A 23,122-nucleotide genomic window follows, 5' to 3' on the forward strand; every position below is an offset into this window, starting at 1 on the left:
TCTCAGGGTTTTCTACGCTGTCAAATGGATGAAGTTTTTTAGTTTAATTTTTAAACATGATGAAGTCGCACCGAATAAAAAAATCCTTTCTCCTGAGGCTTTTTCAGCTCTGCTTGATGCTAAAGAACTCCTAGACAAAACAAAAGAAGATAGCGAATCTTACACTAATGAAACAAAACAAGAGTGTGAAGTACTTCGTAAAGAAGCTAAAGATCAAGGATTCAAAGAAGGCAGTGAACAATGGAGTTCTCAGCTTGCTTATTTAGAAAAAGAAACCCATGATCTTCGTAATAAAGTTAAGGAAGCACTGGTTCCTTTAGCAATTGCTAGTGTGAAAAAGATTCTCGGTAAAGAATTAGAAATTCATCCTGAAGCGATAGTTTCTATCATTGCCAAAGCATTAAAAGAACTTACACAACATAAAAAAATTATTATTCACGTAAATCCAAAAGATCTTCCAATTGTTGAGCAAAATCGTCCTGAGTTGAAGAAAATTGTCGAGTATGCTGACTCTCTAATCATTGCCCCTAAAGCTGATGTTACCCAAGGGGGTTGTGTTATAGAGACAGAAGCTGGTATTGTAAACGCTCAATTGGATGTACAATTAGCTGCTTTAGAAAAAGCGTTCTCTACTATACTAAAACAACAAAATCCTGTAGATGAACCTCAACCTAAGCAACAAGCACCTGCAGATGAAACTCAGGGCAAGCAAAAATAAAGGTATTTGACATCATGCGTTTCATTTTTCGTACTTTCCTTTGTATGTTTATCTTGAGCGCACCGTGGTGTTTTGCAGATACCTACGAGTCGTCTTGCTCTTCTCGTTGTAACTCCCCTACATCTACAGAATTATCAATAGTTGCTCAACAACCTGAGGTAAAAAAAACTTACCCTCAGCCGACTTTCCGAGAAAGAGTAACTGCTAATGATGTACTCCCTCAAGAACATCTTTCTGAAGGGAGTTTTTCGGATACATATCCCGATCTGACAACACAAGCAATTATCTTAATTTTCTTAGCGTTATCACCTTTCCTTGTGATGTTGCTAACATCATATTTAAAAATTATCATCACTCTTGTTCTATTAAGGAATGCTTTGGGTGTTCAACAAACACCGCCTAGCCAGGTCCTTAACGGTATAGCATTGATTCTTTCTATTTATGTGATGTTTCCTACGGGAGTTGCTATGTACAACGACGCTAGGAAAGAGATACAAGGAAATACTATTCCTAGAGATTTATTTTCTGCAGAAGGAGCTGAAACTGTTTTCGTAGCATTAAACAAATCTAAAGAGCCTTTGCGATCCTTTTTAATACGCAATACACCGAAAGCTCAGATCCAAAGTTTTTATAAGATTTCTCAAAAAACGTTTCCACAAGAGATCCGTGAGCATATGACAGCCTCGGATTTCGTGATTATTATTCCTGCTTTTATTATGGGGCAGATTAAAAATGCTTTTGAAATTGGCGTTCTAATTTACCTACCGTTTTTTGTGATTGATCTGGTCACAGCAAACGTTTTGGTAGCTATGCAAATGATGATGCTTTCTCCATTATCTATTTCGCTACCGTTAAAATTACTTCTTGTCGTGATGGTGGATGGTTGGACGTTATTACTTCAAGGTCTCATGATTAGCTTTAAATAGGGATATGCCGTGATAACACTTGCAGCAAGTTTTAAATCTATGCTCTTTGAGTATTCATATCAGTCATTGTTACTGATTTTGATTATCTCTGCGCCTCCTATTATCCTTGCCTCTATTGTTGGTATCATGGTCGCAATTTTCCAAGCCGCAACGCAAATCCAAGAGCAAACATTCGCTTTTGCTATTAAACTCGTTGTTATTTTTGGTACCTTGATGATTTCCGGAGGATGGTTAAGCAATATGATTTTCCGTTTTGCTTCTCAGATCTTCCAAAACTTTTATAAATGGAAATAAACAGCTATGGCAATCTCTTTACCAGAGCTTGTTTCTGTTTTTGGTTCTTCATATCTTGATTATATTTTGCAAAAGCCTCCTGCCTATGTTTGGAGCGTTTTTTTGCTTCTTTTATCTCGATTACTTCCCATATTTGCTATTGTTCCCTTCCTGGGAGGTAAGTTATTCCCAGCACCTATTAAAATAGGTATTGCGCTCTCTTGGGTGGCTATTATTTTTCCTAAGGTATTGATGAGCACCCATATTGCAAACTATCTAGATGATGACGTGTTCTATATCCTCATTGTCAAAGAGCTCTGCATAGGCACGTTAATTGGTTTCATCTTATCTTTTCCTTTCTATGCCGCCCAATCTGCAGGATCGTTTATTACCAACCAACAGGGTATTCAAGGTTTAGAAGGAGCAACATCACTGATTTCCATTGAGCAAACTTCTCCTCATGGAATCTTCTATCATTACTTTGTAACTATAGTTTTCTGGCTTGCTGGAGGACATAGGATTGTTTTAACAATCTTACTACAGTCTCTGGAAATAATTCCTATTCATAAGTTTCTCCCTATGGAGATGATGTCCTTAGATGCGCCGATTTGGATTACGCTAATCAAAATGTGTCAGCTATGTCTTGTTATGACTATCCAACTTAGTGCCCCAGCAGCAGTAGCCATGCTCATGTCCGATCTATTCTTAGGAATTATCAATAGGATGGCTCCACAGGTTCAGGTTATTTATCTTCTTTCTGCTTTGAAAGCCTTCATGGGTCTATTATTCTTAACTCTTGCTTGGTGGTTCATAGTCAAGCAAATCGACTATTTCACTTTAGCGTGGTTTAAGGAAGCTCCCATCATGCTTTTAGGATCGAGCCCTAAAGTTCTATAGGAAAAGAACTTTCTAAAATAACGCTAGTTGTAGAAAAAAATAGAAGTACAGCGGAAAAAAGCTACCTAAATTAAGCAGCTTTTCTCGCTAAAGTTTCTCTAGATTATAGAGGTTTTTGAGAAGAGTCGTTGTTCTTATTGTCTTTGTTATCTCCAAGTAAAACAAGAATCAAACATAAGACTAAAAACGATAGTGTAAAGGGGAAGACGTTCAAAAGAAAAAATAGCAGTAAACCGCAAAGAAGAGCGTTCTTTGCAGGGCCGTTCTTCGCATAGTAGCTTTGAAGATTTTTCAAAACAGTCCGGATCTCGGGATAAAAACCTAGCACCAAACCACAGGCGACGAATAAGCCACCAACCCAAGATACAAAATCAGTAATAATACCGACTAGGACTAGTGCTCCACTAATGGCTTCGCGAGCGTGATGAGAAAAGAACCTCTTCATTCTTCCCACTTTAGGATTGGCGTGTAAATCCTTCACCTTACGCTTCAAAGACTCAAACTGAGAGGGGGACTCTTTTGAAGAAGAGTTTTCTTTTGGTGTCTCATCTGCCATGGCCTTACCTTTAAAAAATCTTTTTTTATTTAAAAATACTTATAATAGACAATTATCAAAAAAAATATTTAAAGATAAATAAGAAATTTTTAATTATAATTTACTACTCTTTGGAGAACAGCGACATCGAGAAACAGCTCCTGTTTCTGGATCAATAAGATAAATATAATCTCCGGCACTCCCTAATGTAAAGTCGAAGATCTTTTTATTCAGCAGTGGAAGCAGGTCATACTGAGAGAGAAGAACCTGGGTTTTATCCCTTAATTCCATACGAAAATCCGTTCGTGTTTTAAACAATTCTAAAGCTGCCGCTTCTCCGTGCTCTTGAATAGACTGTTCTTGACGTTTCACACTTTCCCAAATTCCCCCGCGAAGAGCTTCTAGTTCTTGACATGCAACTGGATGATCTACAATAGCTTCCAAAAGCAAGGGATCAGCAAATATCAAATTTATCTTAATTAAACCTTGGGACTTCTCCTCATAATGAAGAAAGTTTAAAAGAGATTGGGTTTTTTTAGAGCCGCGCAACATTGTGTAAAGAATATCCGCTTCTTGAGAGGGAAGGGTGAGAGTCTCGATAACATCAGGACCGAACTTTTTTCCTCCCTCTAGAATTTCCGCTCTTTTACTTAGCAAAGCTTCGGTGATCGCATATTCGGATCCTGGCGGTACGGATCCAGTATCTACGTAAACACGTTTTAAGAGGCGCACAAATATTGCATGCCAAGATGCTGCGTCTGCATAATATTCGGGAGATTCTTGCATGAGAGCATAGAGGTTATATCGAGAGTTATTCGGTGGTCGTGAAAATGGTACTTTTAGGAGACGATATTTACGTTTTTTCTTAGTAGCTACCTTTGCTATCTTTTTTGGAGAAAAAATTTCTTCATCTTTAGAAATCTTCTCTAGAGCGGAAATCTTTTTAGATTTTTCCTGATACTCCACCTCGGCACATGCTGAACGCTGTGCGGTAAAGAGATTCTCATTACTTTCAATAATCCGAGAGCATACGCAACGCTTTCTCGCATTTACAGCGTCAAAAGATACCATGGAAATTAAGGAGGCCAGGCATAATAAAGTAAAAATGTAAGACTGCATAGCTATTTCCCCAACGCGAATTGATATGAGAGCATCCGCTCATTACCTTCAGGGAAACTCCTATGAATTACTATCAATAATCTCCCTGGAAGCTCCTCATCCGTGGTGTTCCTCTGAGGAACAATATCTACTTTTAAGACGTTATCTAAAAGTAATGCGGTTTCTACCTTAGTATGATTTCGCAAACTGCGTATTTGCAATTCTAACCTGCCCTGACTTTGATGGTAGTATAGAGAACCGGCGACTTCGCCGGCAAGCTCAGGATCTCGATATACCCCTCGATCAAAAATTACAGAACATAAAGCTCCTGGAATCTCTTCAATGCGCAATGTCGAGCAAAATACAGTGCGCAACTTCTTATAAGCGTAGCTTTCCTGTAAAAAAGTTTTATAGGCACGCTCGTCACGTCTGTTAGAGCAAAACATTTGCCTTTGCCAAAACCCCAAAACACTAAAAAGGAGGGCAAACAGAGTTATGGATACTAGAACTTCCATAAGCAGGAAGGACCGTTTCCTTTTTTTTAGGAATGTTATATTACTACACATAAACTTCTTTGCACGGAGGTTGTATATTTTTGATTAGGGAAAATCTCAATGACAACATCTGCAAAACATGCTTTTACAATGTTAGCCTCTATACGCACCCCCTTACGAATATCTATAGAATATACGTAGGGAATAGGAATTTTATTTCCCCGACTCGTATAAACAACACAGGAAAGTTCTCCAGAACCCGGTTTAGGAAAATTTCCATTGAGCATTTGCTCCCGCATGCTATCTTCAACAGCAAAAAAACAATTATCAATTACAGCGGGCAACTGTAAATTAACAATATCGTCTTCGAAAGATCTACGAACGCCACAATAAAAACGGATGCAGGGCATTAGCACTAGACAAACTAATGATAATGACAGCAATACCTCTATCAGCAGAAAGCTCCGCTTTGATCTTTTTTTATGAAGCGTCATAGGAATCTTTATCCGCGCTTACTATTTGTTCCGGTGGCTCTCTTTGAAAACACTATCAAATCATCACCTTGATCATTGAGTTTTACAACAATGTCTTCTCCCCAAGCATCTTTTAATAATTTCTTTCCGTCTTTGCACCATGCGGCTCCTTCAAGAACAGATTCTTTCTGATCTACGATTTCTCTTAAAGATGCCCCTCCAGTTGCGTACTCCATCATTAAGATGTCATAGACCTTGGCACAATTTTGCTCTGATTGAAAAACTTTCCCTTTTTGAATGCTACCACGCATATTAAAAGCTAAAGCTCCTCCAACAATACCGATTAGTGTGATAACAACCATCATCTCGATCAATGTGATGGATTGTTTACGTTTTTGTTTTTTCATAACTTTTGCCCTGTTTGTTCTATAAAATTTGAATGTTGCTGGTTAACGGAATAAGTATTGCCAACATAATAATTCCTATAATTCCTCCAAGAAACACCAGGATAACCGGTTGGCACCACGAAGTTATACAGGTTAGTGTTTTTTGGGTATCCTCATTATAAATATGAGCGACATGCCCCAATACATCAGCAAGCTCTCCGGATTCTTCCCCTAAAGAGACCATTCCCAATGCTAATTTTGGCACCCAAGGTCGTTTTGCTAATTCTTTACTTAATGAGCTTCCCTCGATAACAGCGTGGATTATTTGTGTCATATCTTCACGCAACATATCGTAAGGAACTGCCCCACAGCCTAACTCTAATCCTTCTATCAGCGTTCCACCACCACGAAGAATTGCTGAAACTACTGAACAAAACCTGCTAAATCCTAATTTAATAAAGAATTTCTTCACGCCAGGAATTGAAAATAGGGTTTTTTCAAACCATTTTTTCCAAAAGGGTTTGCGTCGTGTAACGACTATACTTGCTATCCCAGCTCCTAATGTCGCAAGAAGAAGATACTTATACTTACAAACAAAATCGCTAAGACCAAACACTATAGAAGTAAGTGTGTTAGGCTCCATATTCTCAAATGTCTCTTTTAAAGAGGGAATTACTCCTGTGAGAAAAAAGAGAATTACAGCTAGAGAAAACACAAGTAAAACTATTGGGTAACTAAGAGCTGCCATAAGCTTTTTAGACATTTGCTCACGTTCTTCTAAAACAGCGATAATGTTTTGCAAACATCCTTCTAAATTCCCTACACTTTCTCCAGCGAGGACGGCGCTGCGATAAAAATTATCAAAAATAGCGGGATATGCTGCCATTGCCTGTGATAGGGAGCCTCCCGAACGTAAATTTTCCATGAATGCCGTCAATACTCCTGACATTCCCTGTCCCTGATATTGATCTCGAAGGGAAGATAGGCTTTCATATAGAGGTAATCCGGAACGAAGAAGAAGAAGCATCTGTTTTGAACAGATGATCAACTCGCTATTTTTTATTCGTACACGACGCGGAGGCACTTCCCGAATAGAGAGCAATTGCACTCCTTGTTGGGCAAGCTTTTCTCTTGCTTCTTGAATATGTAATGCTTCTAGCCAGTCTTGTTTACGTCGTTCTTTTGCGTTGAGGTAGGTATAGCGATATCGAGGCATATCTTTATCTCCTCCTTAGTCATACCGTTTCGTAACACGGAATACTTCTGCTAATGTTGTCTCTCCCGACAACGCTAAAGCAACTCCATGTTGCAGTAATGGACGAAATCCCTTCTGTTCAGCATGTTCTCGCAATACATGATAAGGTTTATGCGTGGCGATTTCAGAACGTAAAGCTGTATCAGGATGTAGGAATTCATAAATTCCCTGACGTCCTTTATACCCTGAGCGGAAACAATGAGAACATCCCTCTCCGCGATATAGCGATACATCGGGATCTTGACCTATAGATTTTAAGAATACCCGTTCTTGAACATCTGCTGTGCATTGCTGTTTACAGTAAGGACATATTTTTCTTACTAATCTTTGAGCAACAACACCAATGATTGTTGCTGATAATAAATAAGGCTCTACTCCCATATCTAAAAGACGGGGAATTGCAGAAACTGCGTCATTAGTATGCAGCGTGCTTACAACAAGGTGCCCTGTTAGTGCTGCCTGTATAGCAATTTCTGCTGTTTCTTGATCACGAATTTCTCCAACCATCAAAACATCTGGATCCTGACGTAATAAATGTCTTAGACCGCAAGCAAACGACAAACCAATCTTTGGTTTCACAGCAATTTGAGCTATCCCAGATAGCTTATATTCAGGGGGATCTTCTATTGTCATGATATTAGTAAAAGGTCCCGAAAGATGTTGGATAACACTATAGAGTGTTGTTGTTTTTCCACTTCCCGTAGGACCTGTTACTAAAAGTATCCCTTCAGGAACTGCAATCACCTCTTTAAAAGAATTTTCGATATTTTTAGGCATTTGCAACCCAGAGATATCTAAAATCACATTACGCTTATCTAAAATCCTAAGAACAACACGTTCGCCATAGATTACAGGAACGGTGCTTACACGCATATCAATTTCCTGACCCCCTATTTGGATTTTTATTCTTCCATCTTGAGGGAGACGATGTTCAGCTATGTCCATCTTCGCTAACACTTTAATTCTAGTGATTAATGCTGAACATAGATGTGCTGGTGGAGAATGACGATCATGCAAAACTCCGTCTATACGGTAGCGTATGCGTAAAGCATCTTCTAAAGGTTCAAAATGAATATCCGAGGTATGTTCTTCAATAGCTTCTTTTAAAATCAGGTTTAAAAAACGCACAACGGGAACAGAATCCGTACTTTCTAAAAGATCTTCCTCTTCATTTATTTGGGCAGACTCACCTTCTTTCATGCTTAACAGCATATCAGACGCCTTGCCCTCTAAATTAGAGTAGATCTTTTGTAAACTCTGTAAAATGTCTGTCTCATCTTTAAGAACAAAAAGCACAGGCTTTTTTATAAGTAGCTGGACTTCATCTTTCGCCATGAGTGAAGTAATCTTCGCATAAGCTATTGTTACATTATTTTCCTGCTCTTCTAATGGCAACAAACAGTGTTTCTTTAAAAAGCTATAAGGCAAAGCATTTAAAAGCTCTTGAGATAGTAACGTTTTACCGCCCATCATACTCTAGCCCCTCTAATTGAGACGCTGGTAGTTCTATGGCGGAAATCAGTTCTAATTTTTTATGTGCTGCTTTTACAGCCTCTTCTCCAGCGAATAGTGCTTTACGAAATTCAGCGTTTTCTCCAGGACGCGAAGAAAGAATAGCTTCTTCATGACGCTCTTTTTTCTCTACAGGATTCTCTAGAATTTTCGGAGTGATAAACACAAACATTTCTGTTTGACTATCAGACGTAGAATTCATCCCAAACAACTTCCCTACACCAGGAATTTCCCCGAGGAAAGGAATACCATCTTGAGCATCAGAGGCATGCTTGCAACGTAAACCTCCAATAATTACCGTCTCTCCGTCAGGAATACGCACTTTATTGGTGATATTACGTCGAGTAACATCAGGACGCTCATTAGTGTTTTTACCCGTAGTATCAAAGGTAATATCGGTCTCTAGGGTAATGTAACTTTTCCCATCTTCCTCGCCCACATTAATTACCGGAAGCATTTTAATCATAATTCCGTATTGGGCACGATTATACTGAGCTTTTTCCTTATCCGCGGAAACTGCTATCGACATTTCTTCCACAATTGCAATTCTTGCAGGAGTTTGGTTCATTGTCACAACAGAAGGGCTTGCATTTATGCGTACATCTTCTTGAGCCATTAAAAATTGATAAGCAAGATCATAGCCAGGGATCAAAGAAGATCCGGTGCTTCCTTTAAATAAAAATTCTAAAATCCCTGAACTTGTCCAAGAGACCGCTCCTGATGTTTTCTTACAGACCTCTTCTCCAAGTCTTAAAAGATTCAATCCCGCCTTACGTTGGTTAGAAAGCTTTCTTTCAAATAACAAAACTTCGATGCGAACCATTTTCTTAGGCACATCGAGTTTTTTTAATAACATCTTAATTCTGGGTAGAGCTTCTTTCTCCACAACCATGATCAAAGTGCCTGTCTTAGAATCTGCTATGAAATTCCCATATTTTACAGAACCCTCTTTGGCAGTTCCTACTGAAGATGTATCGATATTTATCGTGGAGGCAGCTTCTCTTAACATAGTTTCAGAAGAAGTAAGCGAACTACCTTCCTTACCTGCAAAAACATCATGCACTTGTGATAATAATACCGCGAGTTCTTGAGGATCAGAGTGCTTCACACTATACCAAAAGACAGTTTTGTCTGTAGGGTTCTCAATCCCCTCTTCAAGATCTTTAATCAAATCAATTGCTTGATGAACTAAAGTAGCCGTACCACTTAAAAATAAAGAGCGTCCTTGATGTTGTAGAGGAACAACTTTAAGACCGAGGTTTTCATCATCTCCCTCTTTAGTAATATCTTCTCGAAAAGCTGCCTTAAGAATAGAGATCATTTCCGAAGCTTCCATCTTTGTTAAAGGAACAACGCGATATTCCTGACGAACGCTATCTTCTTGGATAAAATCGTAAATTTTAAGAAGTTCGCTAATTTCCCCAACAGAACCGAATACCCATAATTTCCCTCCAAAAAGATCAATATGTGTGGTATCAAGATTAGCAAATTTTCTTAAGATATGCTGATCTGCGCGTACGTCGATATTTTTCGAGTTTAATACATAACCAATATAGGAAGTTGAGGGAAGCAAATCTAAATCCTTCCTAGAAGAAAAAACTCCAGCAACCCCACAGCTCTCTTTGTGGGTTATATAGAGCTCTTTAATCCACGGGCTTACCTGACGTATGGCAATACCAAGACGCGTTAGTAATTGTGTGAGACACTCTTCAAAACCCTCTTTGGGAACAGTAAATTTTGATAATGCTGTGACTTTAATCGATCCGATATCCTGGGGAACTAGATAAACAACGTTATCTTCACCATAATCGGAAACTAAATTATAAATTGTCGTCTCGGGATGATGCCACAAGGCATAATCATCAGGATTTTCTCCTCTTTCGCGAATCTCTGCCGACCAAAGATTTTCTATATGCTTAATTTGCTTTTTAACCTCTGACAGCTTACTTAGAAGCTCTTTCCATAACGCTTCATCTTCGCATCCTGATGCTCGCAGAGCTGCGGCCTCTTCATAAAGAGTTTTTAGCTGAAGGTTACACTCCTTCATATCTGCATTAAATGAAGCCAAGCCTGGGGAACTATCTATAAAATCTCTGGATTTTTCTAAGGATGCGGCTTTTTCCGAAATAGTCAAAGCTAGACCAGGTGCACAACATGCCAGTCCTGACAATCCAAAGAAATAAACTAAAGGATTACGCAAAAAACGCATTTATGATCCCCCACGATTGGTTCCCTCACCACCTACAAGCGATTGTCGCCCTGGATGCACCTCTTCTTTAGCAGAAGAGGATCCAGAATCAAAACCCTGTTTCAATGGCAGCGTCACAGACTCTACTAACGTTCTTTGTGCATTAAATACATGAGCACGAACGACAAACTCTCTAGAATCTTTTTCTAATTTATCAAAAACCAATAATGGCCCTTGAGTCTTTCCTGAAAGGTAGTCCTCCAACTGTTCTTTGCGAGAAATTTTCTCCCAAGTTTTTCCCGTGTAGACTACCCAATCATCGGGAGAAAGGATCATCCTTTGTCCCCCAGCTTGTATAATAGGACGAGACCAGGAACGCATCCCAATAAATTCAAATTCCTTAACGATCTCAGTAATCTCTATAGGAGAACTCATGGTTTTTACTAAACTCATGGACTGGTGGGAGGTTCCCCCGACGTTCCACAACTCTATAACCATGACTTTTTCGTCTATTTTCTTAACTTCTAATAGAGGTGCCTGAGAACTCTCTCCTCGAAATTCCCCACAAGTCTCCCAGCAATTTCCATCCCAAAGCAAAATATCCCCAACAGCCAGATAACGGCTGTAATTCTCGTCAGACAGAGAGACAAAATCTACTCGCTCCTTAACAGCTTTATCAGCATAATCCGATCCACCGTGCATCAAAAGGAACTTATCAGTGCCTACACGACGAATCTTTTGTTTCACAGGGAAACTCGCATCTACACGAATCCCACCAATTTCCCAAGATTCTAATCCTTTAGCAGGAGCGGTTAAAAATAAGGTTTCTCTCTCTTTCGGAGATACAACTAGCTCCTTATTTACGCTCATTAAACGCACTTTTACTTCTATACGGTTATCCATACTCAAAGGCCGACATTCCAACCACAGGTCCGTGGGTTTTCCTTCGGGACTAAAAGTAAAGACTCCCCCCTCGGGGGAGGGAATAACCTGTAAATATATTTTTTCATTAACGCCAGCCACACAGGAATCCTTAGAAGTAGCTAGCTCTAAAAAAAATTTGCCTCCAGGAGCGTCAGGACGCTTATTGCTCCCTAAAAATATAAGTTCTTGCCTAAGATCTGGCAGTCTTTCCCTAAGCTCGGAAAACTCTAAAGACCAAATCCCTGAAGAGACGTTTTGAGCCATGGGGAACGTCTTTTGTTTTCCGTTCGAACCCTCGAAATTCAAAGAAATACTATAAAGATTTTCTAAGTGATTCGGGGCTCCACACACCATCCAGAGTAAGGCAGCGATACTTATCAGACTGTATCCGATCGAAAAAAGCTGGTGCATATTAGAAACAAACTAAAAATAAAGTTATAAGATAACCGATTAGAGAAAAAAAATCAATTTATACAAACAAAAGTAAGAGTGTTTAACATTAAAAAATAATTAAACAAAGGGAGAATACTTTTATAAGAAAACTAATTCCCTGGATACGGGTCGATCGGTTAAACTAAAATTTTTATCACCATCTATTAACACCGTATCTTCGATACGTATGCCTCCAATTCCTGGGAAATAAACCCCAGGCTCAACAGTAACTGTCATTCCAGTTTCTAAAGTAGTTGAGGCAGATTTTGGAGAAAGCTGAGGATATTCATGAATACTCCTTCCTACACCGTGTCCTACGCCGTGGCAAAAATATTCTTCGATTTCGTATTTTCTTAATATGCGTACAGCCTCTTCATGAATATCTAGACATAAAGCTCCGGCACAACACAATTTCATAGCAGCTTGCTGAGCTTCTACAACGGCAGGATAACTTTCAACAAGACGTGTATCAGGACGACCCCATGCCACTGTCCGTGTCATATCCGAACAATAGCCCTGATATAAAACTCCTATATCAATAAGTACGATATCCCCTTTACGTAATGTTCTGTCTGTAGGAACTGCGTGAGGAAAGGCAGAATGATGACCAAAAGCCACAATTGGAGAAAATGAAGGTCCTTCAGCACCGGCTTTAGCCCAAAATACACGAAGTAGGCGCACAACTTCTTGTTCTGTTATACCCTCTTGTAATACCGAAAGAACATGATCGTATCCTTCGGAACCTAAAGTGGCTGCTTGACGCATTTTTTCTATTTCATCTGCAGATTTTATGCTACGCAACTTTTCTGTAAATAATGTTGTAGGCACCCAAGAGCAAGAAGCATTTTCTCTTTCTTGATATCTATGATATGAGGTGTGGAGACTGTCAAAACCTAAAGTTTGATAAGTTGTTGTTTCAAGATAGGGAAGAAAAAATTCTGCTATATTTCTATCACAAAATATAAGAGAGGGTCCTTGAAGATCTGCGTAGAGATCTTTATCCATACGATAGACAAAGAATACCGCCTCGTCTTTACCTATGAGAAGTGTTCCTGTGGTTACTTTATCTCCGAGAAAATATGCAAGATCCTCACTTCTTTCTACCACAAATCCATCTATACCACAATCTCTAAGAGCTGCTTGAGCTCTAGCTATGCGATCTTGGAACATAATTTACTCCTTAATAAAATCCTCGTCTAAAACTAATCGACGTATTTGTGTGCCGTCAAATGCTTTTTCAGGCTTACCTAATTGCCAGAGCAAAGACAGCCAAGAAATATCGAATGTCCGCAATGTTTTACAAAATATAGTCCCTGTTAGAGTTTCCTTGATTAAAAGAGCCATGGATCTTTTATCAATTTTGGCATGACCTTCTTCCGCTAAAGAAAGTATCCAGGATTTTAACTCTTCTTCACCCACAAATGTGGGAGCACTTTCAATCGCGAATACACAGGGGCCCATTTGAGAGATTTCTATTCCTAACTGTTTAAATTCCTCAATATGAGAGGAAAGGAAAACGCGCTCTTCAGGGGTGACTTCTAAGCATAAAGGAACCAAAAAAGACTGACTTTTATAATTATGTTGATGGCTATCCACCAAAGACAAATAAAATAAATGTTTTCTAGCAGCTTCTGTAAAAATAGCATGAACCCCTTCCGAGTCCTCTGCAAGAACTATTTTCCCTAAAGAAGTTAAAAAACGGACTTCTTGAGCAGCTCCCCAGGGAATTTCCGTTTGTTTAGCCATAGGATCTTGTTCTCTATCCAAGAAAGGAAGAGGAGCGAAGGAGGACGATCTCAATTCTACTACTGGCAAAGAAACAGGGCTGTGAGACTCTTTTGAAGCAGTCTCAAAACATTGCTCATCAAAGAAACGTAGCGCAGGCAAAGCAATTGTTGTTTTCTCAAAAACAGATACTTCTTGAGGACGAGCTAATACCTCTCCTACCGCCTCTGAGAGAAATTCTCCAACAAACTCTTCTCTAAGAATTCTTACTTCTGTTTTTTGAGGATGGACATTAAAATCGCACCACTCTGGGGGCAGATAAAGTTTTAAAACAAAAACAGGATATCTTTGCGGAGGCAAAAGCATTGAGTAGGCCTCGCTTATCTTTCTTGATATAAACATGGAATCTACGGAACGGTCATTGATAAACACCCTTTGCCCTAACCGTGTGGGCCTATGAAAGCCTGGCGAACCTAGGAAACCTACAACACGCGCAGGATTACCTTCTTTATCCAGGCGTAGAGCTTCCTGCATGAAACCATCTCCCATCACAAAAGCCACCCTCTCAGCAAAATCCTGATGCTTCAGAATATGAAATTCCTGTTGTCTTTCACTTATCCATGACCAGCCCACATTCTCTACAGATAAAATCCTATTCTCCAACAGCTTTCTCATAGCTATCCGATCTGTCTGAGGACTTTTCTGAAATCCCCGACGCACAGGAACATTGTAAAATAGCGAGTCTATAGAAATCGTAGTCCCTAGTTGACGAGGCTTAGTTTCGGATAGAATAACCTCCCCTCCGTGAATGATTGTTCTAGAACCTTCTCCTGCTATAGGACAAGAAAGGATCTCCATTTTAGAGATAGAGGCTATTGCCGGAAGAGCTTCCCCGCGAAAACCAAAACTCGATAAAGAAAAAACATCGGAAAATTCGCCTATCTTTGAGGTGGCGTGACGCTTAAGAGCAAGAGCAACATCTTCGGAGCTCATCCCACAACCATTGTCTTTTACAATGATTAAGCCCTGTCCTCCTCCTAGAGTTTCTACCTCTATTTCATTAGCTCCCGCGTCTAAGGCATTCTCCACCAACTCTTTAACAACAGATATAGAGTTTTCAATCACCTCTCCCGCAGCTATCTGATTGATAGTGATTGTATCAAGTAATTGAATAGGATTTCGTGAACTCATAGCAAATTCTAATCAAGGATCTTGCGAAAGCAAAAAGTAAAATACCCAAAAACTAATGTCAAGAAACCTAATTTTTATAATGTCCAAACCTCGAAATAAGAACTACTTACAGAATAATTATTTATAAAGATCACAAATACATTCAATTAATAACTTGTTTTTCGAATTAATTAATTTTAAAATTGATTTATGAATTAAATAATTTTAATTTTAGGAATTATAATTAATGAGCAAGCCTACTTCAAATAATTCTAAAAAGCCATCAGCCTCGTTTAACAAAAAAACACGTAGCCGACTCGCTGAGCTTGCTGCACAAAAAAAAGCTAAGGCTAATGATTTAGAACAGAAATACCCAGTCCCTACAGAAGAAGAAACAAAGAAAGCTTTGTTGGACATCTTAAAAGGCCTTGGAGACGGATTAACTCTTCAACAAATCTTAGGTTTATCCGATGTTTTATTAGAAGAGATCTATACAATCGCCTATAGCTTCTATTCTCAAGGGAAGTATAACGAAGCCATTGGTCTTTTCCAAATCCTTACAGCTTCAAAACCTCAGTGCTACAAGTATATCCTAGGTTTAAGCTCATGCTATCACCAGCTCAAAATGTACAATGAAGCAGCCTTTGGCTTCTTCCTTGCTTTTGATGCCGAGCCTCAAAACCCCATCCCTCCTTACTACATAGCTGATAGTTTGATGAAGATAGATCAAGCCGAGGAATCTCGAGATTTTCTAGATATTACCATCGATATTTGCGCTAACAAACCTGAATTCAGAATTTTGAAAGAACGCTGCAACATTATGAAAGACTCTCTCAAAGATATGATCAAAGAAACAACTCCAAAAAAGAAAAAAACTACCACTGCTAAATCAAAAACACCGGCCAAAAAAAGATCCGGTGGGAAACGTTAATTAGGGTTAGGAGAAATCCAACATGAATAAAAAAGTTAGAAAAACGAAAAAAACCACTACCAAAAAGACATCTGCGAAACATGCAGATACCGCGCCTGTGTTATTCACTAATGAAACAGACAAACAAGAAGTAGCAATCTCAAATCTAGAGAATTTAGTTTCCTCTATTTATGAAGATTTACCTCTAGCTCAGACGTTTTCTGGGATTCAAGATGAAAAACAATTAGCACAAATGATGGCTGCGTTAAATGGCACTTTAGATTCCCTACCTATTGAGAGTTTAACAGAAGGTTTATTTAACAATCCTAAAGAAGATGCGAAGTTTGCTGAAGATTTAGGTTCAGTTCTCCACGGATTGAAGAATCTATCTTCAACAGTCAATAAACATATCTCTGACAAACAGAGCATTAGAAAAAATTAAAAAACATAGGGTAATTTAGAAGATGTCTCTCTCTACCTCAGGTCCAGACAATACCAACCAGAAAAATATTTTGGCTCAGGTACTAGCTTCTACACCACAAGCTGTACCAAACCCTGATAAACTTGCTGGCAATGAAACTAAGCAAATTCAGCAAACCCGACAGGGAAAAAATGCTGAAATGCAAAGTGACGCAGGTATTGCTGGAACACAAGGTAAAGAAAAAACCAGTGCCGTTTCTGAAGCTCAAAATTCAGAGAATATCATGGCGGGGCAAGGAATTGCCGCGGGGCAAGAGGCTGAATCTGCAGAAGCTGCCGCCGGAGCTAACCAAACTGCGGGCGCGTCTGCTCTCCAAGCTGCAAACTTACAAGCTACACTTGAAGAAGCTAACAAAACATTGGAGACTACGATCTCTTCTTTATCTTCTATAGATTCTTCACAGTTACAAGAAATTCAAGAGTTAGTCGCCTCTATTGTCAATGGGACATCAAAATCTTCTATTCAAGGATTAGAAACTCCAGCTCTTCCTAAACCTACCATAACTAAGCCTAGAGAGGAAGTTATGGAAATTAGCATGGCCTTAGCGAAAGCTATTGCTGCTCTTGGAGAAGCTACAGCTTCGGCTCTTTCTGACTATCAAAGTACACAAGCCCAAGCTTCAACTATGAACCGTTTATCCTTAGAGTCTCAAGGATTGAAAATCGATTCCGAGCGTGAAGAATTCCAAAAAATGAAAGAGATTCAAGAGAAAGCAGGTGACAATAGTACTATGGACACCGTAAACACTGTGATGATTGCTATTTCTGTAACAATCACTGTGATCTCTATTGTCGCCGCATTATTTACTTGTGGTCTAGGACTTATAGGAACTGCTGCCGCTGGAGCTACCGCTGCCGCTGCTGCCGCAACTGCTGGAGCTACCGCAGGGACTGCCGCAGCAACAACTGTAGCAACAACTGTAGCCACACAAGTTACCATGCAAGCTGTGATGCAAGCTGTCAAAACGGCTATCGTTCAGGCCGTTAAGCAAGCTATCACACAAGCTATCAAAGCGGCTATAAAACAAGGTGTTAAACAAGCCATCAAAGCGGCTATTAAAGCGGCTGTGAAAACATTGATGAAAAACATGTCTAAGATCTTCCAAACAGGACAAAAAGCCCTTGCTAAATCCTTCCCAAAACTTGCCAAGGTAGTAAATACTTTAGGAAATAAATGGGTCTCTGCGGCACTGGGGACGATGGTTGCCGTTCCTGCCCTAGTTAAGGGTATTGGAGATCTTAAATTATCTGAAATGCAAACCGAACTTGCCGACATTCAGAAAAAAACAGGAATGCTCACCGCGCAATCTGAGATGATGAAGATGTTTACGATGTTTTGGCAACAAGCAAGTAAAATCGCCGCGAAACAAACTGACAGTGCAAATGAAATGCAGCAACAAGCAACTAAATTAGGTGCTCAGATTACTAAAGCCTTCCAAGCTATCAGCTCGGGCTTAGCGTCAGCAGTATAAAATTATTTATTAAGGGGACATTTTTGCTATGACATCAGGAGTTAGTGGAAATAACAATACTGATCCTTCATTAGCTGCTCAGCTTGCACAAAATGCCAGTCAGGCGGCTTCTAAAGCTCAAGGACAACAAAAACCAGCTAATGCTAAAGGAACTCAAGAAGAGGCTGCGGCTGCAGGTTTTGAGGATTTAATCCAGGAGACACAAAGTCAAGGAACCTCTAAAAAAGAATCTGCTTCGCAAACATCAAAAAGCTCTAAAAGTGATAAATCTGAAAAAGCTTCTAATTCTACGTCAGTAGCTAGCGCATCAAGTACTGTTACAGCTCAAGCTGTAAAAGGACCCAAAGGTCTACAGCAAAATAACTACGAGCTCCCCCAGCTTCCTGTTCCTGATAGTACAGAAGTTAACGGCGTAGTAATCAAAAAAGGTATGGGAACTCTTGCCTTATTGGGACTAATTATGACCTTACTTGCACAATCTAGTGCAAAATCTTGGTCTTCACAGTTCCAACAACAAAACCAGGCAATTCAAAACCAAGTAGCTATGGCTCCAGAAATAGGGAATGCCATTAGAACTCAAGCAAGTCACCAAGCTGCTGCTACAGAAGCTCAAGCTAAACAAAGTATGATCTCCGGTATCGTTAACATCGTTGGTTTTGCAGTTTCCGTCGGTGGAGGTATTCTTTCTGCAGCAAAAAGCTTAGGAGGATTAAAATCTGCAGGTTTTGCAAAAGAAACAGCAGGTGCTGCGGGGTCGGCAGCGAGTTCTGCAGCCTCTCAAGCTTCAAAGGTTGCCACAGATGCAGCCACTGCAGCCACTAAAACAGCAACAACAGCTGCTTCTGGTGTTGCGGGGTCGGCAGCTCAGGGTGCTGCAAAGGCTGCAGCAGGATTAACTGATGATATCGCTGCCGCTACTGCAAAAGCTACTGCGGGCGCTACAAAAGGCTCAAGTGGATTATTCGGTAAAGCATTAAACACTCCCGGCTGGAAAGATAAAGTTTCACGAGGGATGAATGTAGTAAAAACTCAAGGGGGACGTGCTGCAGCTTTTGCTGGTAGAGCCCTTTCTACATCCATGCAGATGTCTCAGATGGTCCACGCTCTCACAGCAGGTATTGACGGGATCGTTGGAGGTGTTATGGGTGCTGAAATTGCTCATCACCAAAAACAAGCAGGTATGGCTGAAGCTCACGCTGAAGAATTGAAACAACTTTCTTCTATTCAGAGTCAGTACGCAGGACAAGCGCAACAGCTCCAAGAGCAATCACAACAAAGTTTTAACTCTGCTCTGCAAACTCTACAAAATATTGCTGACTCTCAAACACAAACAACAACAGCTATCTTTAGTTAAGATATTCTTTTGTGTTCTTAAGATAATGAAAAGGCCCAACCGTTATGTTGGGCCTTTTTTATGTAAAGCTGCTGTACATCAGGAAACAATGTAGCCCTGGCGAAATTCTTCATGATAGATTAGTCGACAACCTACAACCATAAAAACAACAGCTAGTAGTAAAGATCCTGATAGACTCTCCCCTAACAATAACCAGCCGTAAAATGCCGAAAATAAAGGCATAACGAGATTACAGAAAGAAAGGAATGTTGAAGAATATTTTCTCAATAACTTCGCATATAGGTTATAGCTAATGAGGTTGGAGAACAATACAAGACAGAAAATTGCCTGAATAAATACGATTCCGTTACTCACAGGAATAGGGTTCCATGTCTCAACAATTATAGAATGTCCTAAAGATAAAACTCCGGATATAAGCATCGCATAGGCGTTTATCGCCATTACCGATAAAGAGGAGTTCTTTTCTATTTTTCTTAATAATGTCCAACCAAAAGCAGAAAAACAGGTCGCTAGCAACAATAACAATTCAGGAATCCCTAATTGCCAACTCCATGTATTTCCAGAACTATCTCCCCCAAAAAATAGATAAGATAGGTAGCCGAATAACCCAAGGCTTAAACCACCTATTTTCTTCATCGTTACAGTTTCTCGTAACTGAATATAAGAAAATAAAGCGGAAACAAACGGAGAAAGCCCGTAGATAAAACAAGCCTTTGAAGAAGATAAGTTTTGTAAACCTAAAAACTCGCAGACATTCGTTAGATAAAATCCAACTACAGCCAAAATTAAAACAGGAATATAAACCTGTTTTGGTAATTTCAAAGATCCTTTTTTCCACAAAACTATTGCTGCCAAAACCAAACCAGCAATAAGCATGCGGCTTCCCGTTACAAATAAAGGAGCTGAAGCCTCCATGGCTAATTTGCTAAAAGCAAAAGATGAGGACCAGATAAAAGCGGTAAAAAACACTAAAAAAATAGACATGAAGAAGTCATTTCTGGAATAGAAAATAGCTTATTGTAAAAGAATAAAGCTTTGGCTCCAACTCAAATATATTTTTATCTATAAACACCTCTAAAAAAATTCTTTATCTTCTCACTTAAATATTAAATTTTTTTTTAAGAAAACTCCCTTGCTTTGATCCGGAAAAACGTTACAATAACAGACTTAGGAAAACTCTTAATGGAGAGAAGATGATCCGCGTAATTTGCAACAATGAAACTTTTGAGCTGCCTGAAGGCGCTACTGCTGCTGATTTCGCGAGCAAAATAAAAAATTCTCATTACTTTGCTGGCGTTGTCATAAACGATCAAATTAAAGATCTATCCTCAACCCTAAAAGAAGGAGATACTCTAAGATTTGTCACCTTCGAAGATTCTGAAGGACGAGAGATTTTTCTACATACTTCTGCTCACATCTTAGCTCAGGCTGTATTACGTCTCTGGCCCAAAGCTATTCCAACAATCGGTCCTGTTATAGATCAGGGATTCTATTATGATTTTGCAAATCTTTCGGTAAGCCAAGACGATTTTCTCATGATCGAAAATATGATGGAGCAAATAGCTCAAGCAAAATTTGAAGTATCTAAAAAAACGTTTCATCATAAACAAGAAGCCTTAAAAGAATTCGCTTCCAACCCATTTAAATTGGAGTTAATCCAAGAACTCCCTGAAGGAGAAAGTATCACAGCATACTCCCAAGGAGAATTTACAGATCTTTGTCGGGGTCCTCATCTCCCCTCTACTAATCCCGTAAAAGCTTTTAAACTCTTACGCACATCAGCAGCCTATTGGAGAGGAGATCCTAGTCGAGAATCTTTAGTAAGAATTTATGGAGTATCTTTCCCCACAACAAAGGAATTAAAAGAACATCTTCATCAATTAGAAGAAGCAAAAAAACGCGATCATCGCGTTTTAGGAGCAAAACTCGATCTCTTCTCACAACAAGAATGCTCGGCAGGCATGCCTTTTTTCCATCCTCGAGGCATGATTATTTGGGACGCTTTAATAGGTTATTGGAAACGGCTCCATCAACTTGCGGGCTACAAGCAAATCTTAACGCCCCAGCTTATGAACCGTAGTCTTTGGGAAGTTTCTGGACATTGGAGCAACTACAAAGAGAACATGTATACTCTAAAAATAGATGAAGAAGACTATGCAATTAAACCGATGAACTGCCCCGGATGCATGCTATATTATAAAACACGCTTACACAGCTATAAGGAATTTCCTTTACGTGTTGCTGAGATTGGTCACGTGCATCGTTATGAAATTTCTGGAGCTCTTTCGGGACTTATGCGTGTACGCGCATTCCATCAAGATGATGCCCACGTATTTCTAACCCCCGAACAAGTGGAAGAAGAAACTCTGAATATTTTAAATCTAGTTTCTGAATTATACTCAACATTTGGTCTTGAATATCACCTAGAACTATCCACACGTCCAGAACAAGCAACTATTGGCAGTGATGAGCTATGGGAATTAGCAACAGCAGCTTTAAAGCGTGCTCTTGTAAATTCCAACACACCTTTCATTATCAATCCTGGAGACGGAGCCTTTTACGGACCGAAAATTGATATTCATGTAAAAGACGCTATTCAACGTACATGGCAATGTGGGACGATACAATTAGATATGTTCCTGCCCGAACGTTTTGAATTGGAGTACACAAATGCACAGGGAGAGAAAAATACTCCTATTATGCTACACCGCGCTTTGTTTGGTTCTATTGAGAGATTTTTAGGAATTCTCATCGAACATTTTAAAGGAAAGTTTCCTCTATGGTTGAGCCCTGAACATATTCGGTTAATCACTGTAGCGGATCGCCATCAACACAGAGCTAAAGAGCTTGCTACCGCATGGCAAAAATTAGGTCTTGTAGTGACCCTGGATGATTCTAATGAATCCGTAAGCAAGAAAATCCGGAATGCACAAAATATGCAAGTCAACTATATGGTCACTTTAGGAGATCGGGAAATAGAGGAAAATACTCTAGCTGTACGCACCCGAGACAACCGAGTTTTAAATGCTATGACAGTAGAGACATTCATAAACACTATACTTGAAGAAAAGAACTCTTTGAGTTTAACTCCACTATTGTAGAAAACCCAGATCCAAGGACGAGCATCTCGCATGAAAACCATCGCTGTCAATAGCTTTAAAGGTGGCACAGCAAAGACATCAACCACTCTGCATTTGGGAGCTGCTTTAGCACAATATCATAGCGCACGCGTGCTTCTTATTGATTTTGATGCTCAAGCAAATCTTACTTCAGGACTAGGTCTTGATCCCGATTGTTATGATAGCTTAGCTGTCGTGCTCCAGGGAGAAAAAAATATTCATGAGGTGATTCGTCCTATTGAAGATACGGGATTAGATCTAATTCCCGCAGACACCTGGCTAGAACGTATTGAAGTTTCTGGAAATCTAGCTGCGGATCGTTATTCTCACGAACGATTAAAACATATTTTAGCCTCTGTTGAAAATGAGTATGACTATGTCATCATTGACACTCCCCCGTCTTTATGTTGGCTTACAGAATCTGCATTAATTGCAGCAAAATATGCTCTAATTTGTGCTACTCCCGAGTTCTATAGTGTTAAAGGTTTGGAAAGGCTTTCCTCATTTATTCAGGGCATTTCCTCAAGACATCCCCTAAATATTCTCGGTGTCGCTCTCTCTTTCTGGAACTATCGTGGAAGAAATAATGCAGCGTTTGCTGATTTGATTCATAAGACATTTCCTGGAAGGCTATTAAACACTAAAATCCGTAGAGACATTACGATTTCTGAAGCAGCAATCCATGGGAAGCCTGTATTTGCTACAGCACCTTCGGCGCGAGCTTCTGAGGATTACCTAAATCTGACCAAAGAATTGTTAATTTTACTGAGGGAAATGTAAT

The 23,122-nt window shown here is 39.6% G+C and carries 22 protein-coding genes; 10 read left to right on the forward strand and 12 right to left on the reverse strand.

Annotated features, from left to right (window positions below):
• Window positions 1-28: 28 nt before the first annotated feature.
• The 4 genes from C10C_RS04755 to C10C_RS04770 are packed head-to-tail and all read left to right on the forward strand — an operon-like array spanning window position 29 to window position 2,814.
• Complete coding sequence (locus C10C_RS04755) at window positions 29-718, forward strand: HrpE/YscL family type III secretion apparatus protein (RefSeq protein ID WP_117274673.1); 690 nt, start codon at window positions 29-31, stop codon at window positions 716-718.
• Window positions 719-732: 14 nt separating this feature from the next.
• Window positions 733-1,644, forward strand: a complete 912-nt coding sequence (gene sctR, locus C10C_RS04760) for a type III secretion system export apparatus subunit SctR (RefSeq protein ID WP_117274674.1) — start codon at window positions 733-735, stop codon at window positions 1,642-1,644.
• 9 nt (window positions 1,645-1,653) lie between these two features.
• Window positions 1,654-1,938, forward strand: coding sequence for a type III secretion system export apparatus subunit SctS (sctS, locus tag C10C_RS04765; RefSeq protein WP_117274675.1), 285 nt, complete (start codon window positions 1,654-1,656; stop codon window positions 1,936-1,938).
• Between the two features lie 6 nt (window positions 1,939-1,944).
• A complete protein-coding gene (locus tag C10C_RS04770; RefSeq protein ID WP_117274676.1) occupies window positions 1,945-2,814 on the forward strand; it encodes an EscT/YscT/HrcT family type III secretion system export apparatus protein in 870 nt (289 codons plus the stop codon).
• Between the two features lie 103 nt (window positions 2,815-2,917).
• Here C10C_RS04770 and C10C_RS04775 read toward each other — a convergent pair whose 3' ends face one another.
• The 11 genes from C10C_RS04775 to mutL form a co-directional block, all read right to left on the reverse strand.
• Entirely contained in the window at window positions 2,918-3,370 is a 453-nt protein-coding gene (locus C10C_RS04775) for a hypothetical protein (RefSeq protein WP_117274677.1), read from the reverse strand.
• A 93-nt stretch (window positions 3,371-3,463) separates the two neighbouring features.
• Window positions 3,464-4,468, reverse strand: coding sequence for a hypothetical protein (locus tag C10C_RS04780; RefSeq protein WP_117274678.1), 1,005 nt, complete (start codon window positions 4,466-4,468; stop codon window positions 3,464-3,466).
• Window positions 4,469-4,470: 2 nt separating this feature from the next.
• Entirely contained in the window at window positions 4,471-5,013 is a 543-nt protein-coding gene (locus C10C_RS04785) for a DUF1494 domain-containing protein (RefSeq protein ID WP_117274679.1), read from the reverse strand.
• Window positions 4,998-5,435, reverse strand: a complete 438-nt coding sequence (locus C10C_RS04790; RefSeq protein ID WP_174222238.1) for a type II secretion system protein — start codon at window positions 5,433-5,435, stop codon at window positions 4,998-5,000. The genes C10C_RS04785 and C10C_RS04790 overlap by 16 nt, the downstream gene beginning before the upstream one ends.
• Window positions 5,436-5,443: 8 nt before the next feature.
• On the reverse strand, window positions 5,444-5,821 hold the full coding sequence (locus tag C10C_RS04795; protein ID WP_117274681.1) for a type II secretion system protein: 378 nt from the start codon (window positions 5,819-5,821) through the stop codon (window positions 5,444-5,446).
• A gap of 19 nt (window positions 5,822-5,840) precedes the next feature.
• The gene (locus tag C10C_RS04800) at window positions 5,841-7,016 is read right to left on the reverse strand and encodes a type II secretion system F family protein (RefSeq protein WP_117274682.1); all 1,176 of its coding nucleotides are present in this window, start codon (window positions 7,014-7,016) and stop codon (window positions 5,841-5,843) included.
• 15 nt (window positions 7,017-7,031) lie between these two features.
• Window positions 7,032-8,528, reverse strand: coding sequence for a GspE/PulE family protein (locus C10C_RS04805; protein ID WP_420808133.1), 1,497 nt, complete (start codon window positions 8,526-8,528; stop codon window positions 7,032-7,034).
• Window positions 8,515-10,776 carry a secretin N-terminal domain-containing protein gene (locus C10C_RS04810; protein ID WP_117274683.1) on the reverse strand — a complete coding sequence of 754 codons (2,262 nt, stop codon included), beginning with the start codon at window positions 10,774-10,776 and terminating at the stop codon, window positions 8,515-8,517. The genes C10C_RS04805 and C10C_RS04810 overlap by 14 nt, the downstream gene beginning before the upstream one ends.
• Window positions 10,777-12,090, reverse strand: coding sequence for a hypothetical protein (locus C10C_RS04815; RefSeq protein WP_117274684.1), 1,314 nt, complete (start codon window positions 12,088-12,090; stop codon window positions 10,777-10,779).
• A gap of 120 nt (window positions 12,091-12,210) precedes the next feature.
• Window positions 12,211-13,281 carry a M24 family metallopeptidase gene (locus tag C10C_RS04820; protein WP_117274685.1) on the reverse strand — a complete coding sequence of 357 codons (1,071 nt, stop codon included), beginning with the start codon at window positions 13,279-13,281 and terminating at the stop codon, window positions 12,211-12,213.
• Between the two features lie 3 nt (window positions 13,282-13,284).
• The gene (gene mutL / locus C10C_RS04825) at window positions 13,285-15,027 is read right to left on the reverse strand and encodes a DNA mismatch repair endonuclease MutL (protein WP_117274686.1); all 1,743 of its coding nucleotides are present in this window, start codon (window positions 15,025-15,027) and stop codon (window positions 13,285-13,287) included.
• A gap of 226 nt (window positions 15,028-15,253) precedes the next feature.
• On the opposite strand from mutL, the gene C10C_RS04830 reads away from it, so the two are divergent.
• Genes C10C_RS04830 through sctE form a run of 4 tightly spaced genes read left to right on the forward strand, consistent with a single transcriptional unit; the run spans window position 15,254 to window position 19,222 of the window.
• Window positions 15,254-15,937 (forward strand): SycD/LcrH family type III secretion system chaperone, encoded by a 684-nt coding sequence (locus tag C10C_RS04830; protein WP_117274687.1) that lies wholly within the window; start codon window positions 15,254-15,256, stop codon window positions 15,935-15,937.
• Between the two features lie 22 nt (window positions 15,938-15,959).
• A complete protein-coding gene (locus C10C_RS04835) occupies window positions 15,960-16,358 on the forward strand; it encodes a hypothetical protein (protein WP_117274688.1) in 399 nt (132 codons plus the stop codon).
• 22 nt (window positions 16,359-16,380) lie between these two features.
• Window positions 16,381-17,868 (forward strand): secretion system protein, encoded by a 1,488-nt coding sequence (locus C10C_RS04840; RefSeq protein WP_117274689.1) that lies wholly within the window; start codon window positions 16,381-16,383, stop codon window positions 17,866-17,868.
• Between the two features lie 28 nt (window positions 17,869-17,896).
• Entirely contained in the window at window positions 17,897-19,222 is a 1,326-nt protein-coding gene (gene sctE, locus C10C_RS04845; protein WP_117274690.1) for a type III secretion system translocon subunit SseC family protein, read from the forward strand.
• A 78-nt stretch (window positions 19,223-19,300) separates the two neighbouring features.
• Here the strand turns inward: sctE and C10C_RS04850 are convergent, their stop codons facing one another.
• Window positions 19,301-20,206, reverse strand: coding sequence for a DMT family transporter (locus C10C_RS04850; RefSeq protein ID WP_117274691.1), 906 nt, complete (start codon window positions 20,204-20,206; stop codon window positions 19,301-19,303).
• A gap of 209 nt (window positions 20,207-20,415) precedes the next feature.
• On the opposite strand from C10C_RS04850, the gene thrS reads away from it, so the two are divergent.
• Window positions 20,416-22,323, forward strand: coding sequence for a threonine--tRNA ligase (thrS, locus tag C10C_RS04855; RefSeq protein WP_117274692.1), 1,908 nt, complete (start codon window positions 20,416-20,418; stop codon window positions 22,321-22,323).
• Between the two features lie 30 nt (window positions 22,324-22,353).
• Window positions 22,354-23,121 (forward strand): ParA family protein, encoded by a 768-nt coding sequence (locus C10C_RS04860; protein WP_117274693.1) that lies wholly within the window; start codon window positions 22,354-22,356, stop codon window positions 23,119-23,121.
• Window position 23,122 lies beyond the last annotated feature (1 nt).

The organism is Chlamydia poikilotherma (assembly GCF_900239975.1).
GTDB classification, from domain to species: Bacteria; Chlamydiota; Chlamydiia; order Chlamydiales; family Chlamydiaceae; genus Chlamydia; species Chlamydia poikilotherma.

What these genes read in the sequence shown, in the direction of transcription:
- C10C_RS04775 (WP_117274677.1), bottom strand. Translation starts at nt 3,370, where the DNA reads ATGGCAGATGAGACACCAAAAGAAAACTCTTCTTCAAAAGAGTCCCCC.
- C10C_RS04780 (WP_117274678.1), bottom strand. Translation starts at nt 4,468, where the DNA reads ATGCAGTCTTACATTTTTACTTTATTATGCCTGGCCTCCTTAATTTCC.
- C10C_RS04785 (WP_117274679.1), bottom strand. Translation starts at nt 5,013, where the DNA reads ATGTGTAGTAATATAACATTCCTAAAAAAAAGGAAACGGTCCTTCCTG.
- C10C_RS04850 (WP_117274691.1), bottom strand. Translation starts at nt 20,206, where the DNA reads ATGTCTATTTTTTTAGTGTTTTTTACCGCTTTTATCTGGTCCTCATCT.
- thrS (WP_117274692.1), top strand. Translation starts at nt 20,416, where the DNA reads ATGATCCGCGTAATTTGCAACAATGAAACTTTTGAGCTGCCTGAAGGC.
- C10C_RS04835 (WP_117274688.1), top strand. Translation starts at nt 15,960, where the DNA reads ATGAATAAAAAAGTTAGAAAAACGAAAAAAACCACTACCAAAAAGACA.
- C10C_RS04755 (WP_117274673.1), top strand. Translation starts at nt 29, where the DNA reads ATGAAGTTTTTTAGTTTAATTTTTAAACATGATGAAGTCGCACCGAAT.
- C10C_RS04790 (WP_174222238.1), bottom strand. Translation starts at nt 5,435, where the DNA reads ATGACGCTTCATAAAAAAAGATCAAAGCGGAGCTTTCTGCTGATAGAG.
- C10C_RS04800 (WP_117274682.1), bottom strand. Translation starts at nt 7,016, where the DNA reads ATGCCTCGATATCGCTATACCTACCTCAACGCAAAAGAACGACGTAAA.
- C10C_RS04810 (WP_117274683.1), bottom strand. Translation starts at nt 10,776, where the DNA reads ATGCGTTTTTTGCGTAATCCTTTAGTTTATTTCTTTGGATTGTCAGGA.
- sctE (WP_117274690.1), top strand. Translation starts at nt 17,897, where the DNA reads ATGACATCAGGAGTTAGTGGAAATAACAATACTGATCCTTCATTAGCT.
- C10C_RS04830 (WP_117274687.1), top strand. Translation starts at nt 15,254, where the DNA reads ATGAGCAAGCCTACTTCAAATAATTCTAAAAAGCCATCAGCCTCGTTT.
- sctR (WP_117274674.1), top strand. Translation starts at nt 733, where the DNA reads ATGCGTTTCATTTTTCGTACTTTCCTTTGTATGTTTATCTTGAGCGCA.
- C10C_RS04815 (WP_117274684.1), bottom strand. Translation starts at nt 12,090, where the DNA reads ATGCACCAGCTTTTTTCGATCGGATACAGTCTGATAAGTATCGCTGCC.
- mutL (WP_117274686.1), bottom strand. Translation starts at nt 15,027, where the DNA reads ATGAGTTCACGAAATCCTATTCAATTACTTGATACAATCACTATCAAT.
- C10C_RS04860 (WP_117274693.1), top strand. Translation starts at nt 22,354, where the DNA reads ATGAAAACCATCGCTGTCAATAGCTTTAAAGGTGGCACAGCAAAGACA.
- C10C_RS04770 (WP_117274676.1), top strand. Translation starts at nt 1,945, where the DNA reads ATGGCAATCTCTTTACCAGAGCTTGTTTCTGTTTTTGGTTCTTCATAT.
- C10C_RS04795 (WP_117274681.1), bottom strand. Translation starts at nt 5,821, where the DNA reads ATGAAAAAACAAAAACGTAAACAATCCATCACATTGATCGAGATGATG.
- C10C_RS04820 (WP_117274685.1), bottom strand. Translation starts at nt 13,281, where the DNA reads ATGTTCCAAGATCGCATAGCTAGAGCTCAAGCAGCTCTTAGAGATTGT.
- C10C_RS04840 (WP_117274689.1), top strand. Translation starts at nt 16,381, where the DNA reads ATGTCTCTCTCTACCTCAGGTCCAGACAATACCAACCAGAAAAATATT.
- C10C_RS04805 (WP_420808133.1), bottom strand. Translation starts at nt 8,528, where the DNA reads ATGATGGGCGGTAAAACGTTACTATCTCAAGAGCTTTTAAATGCTTTG.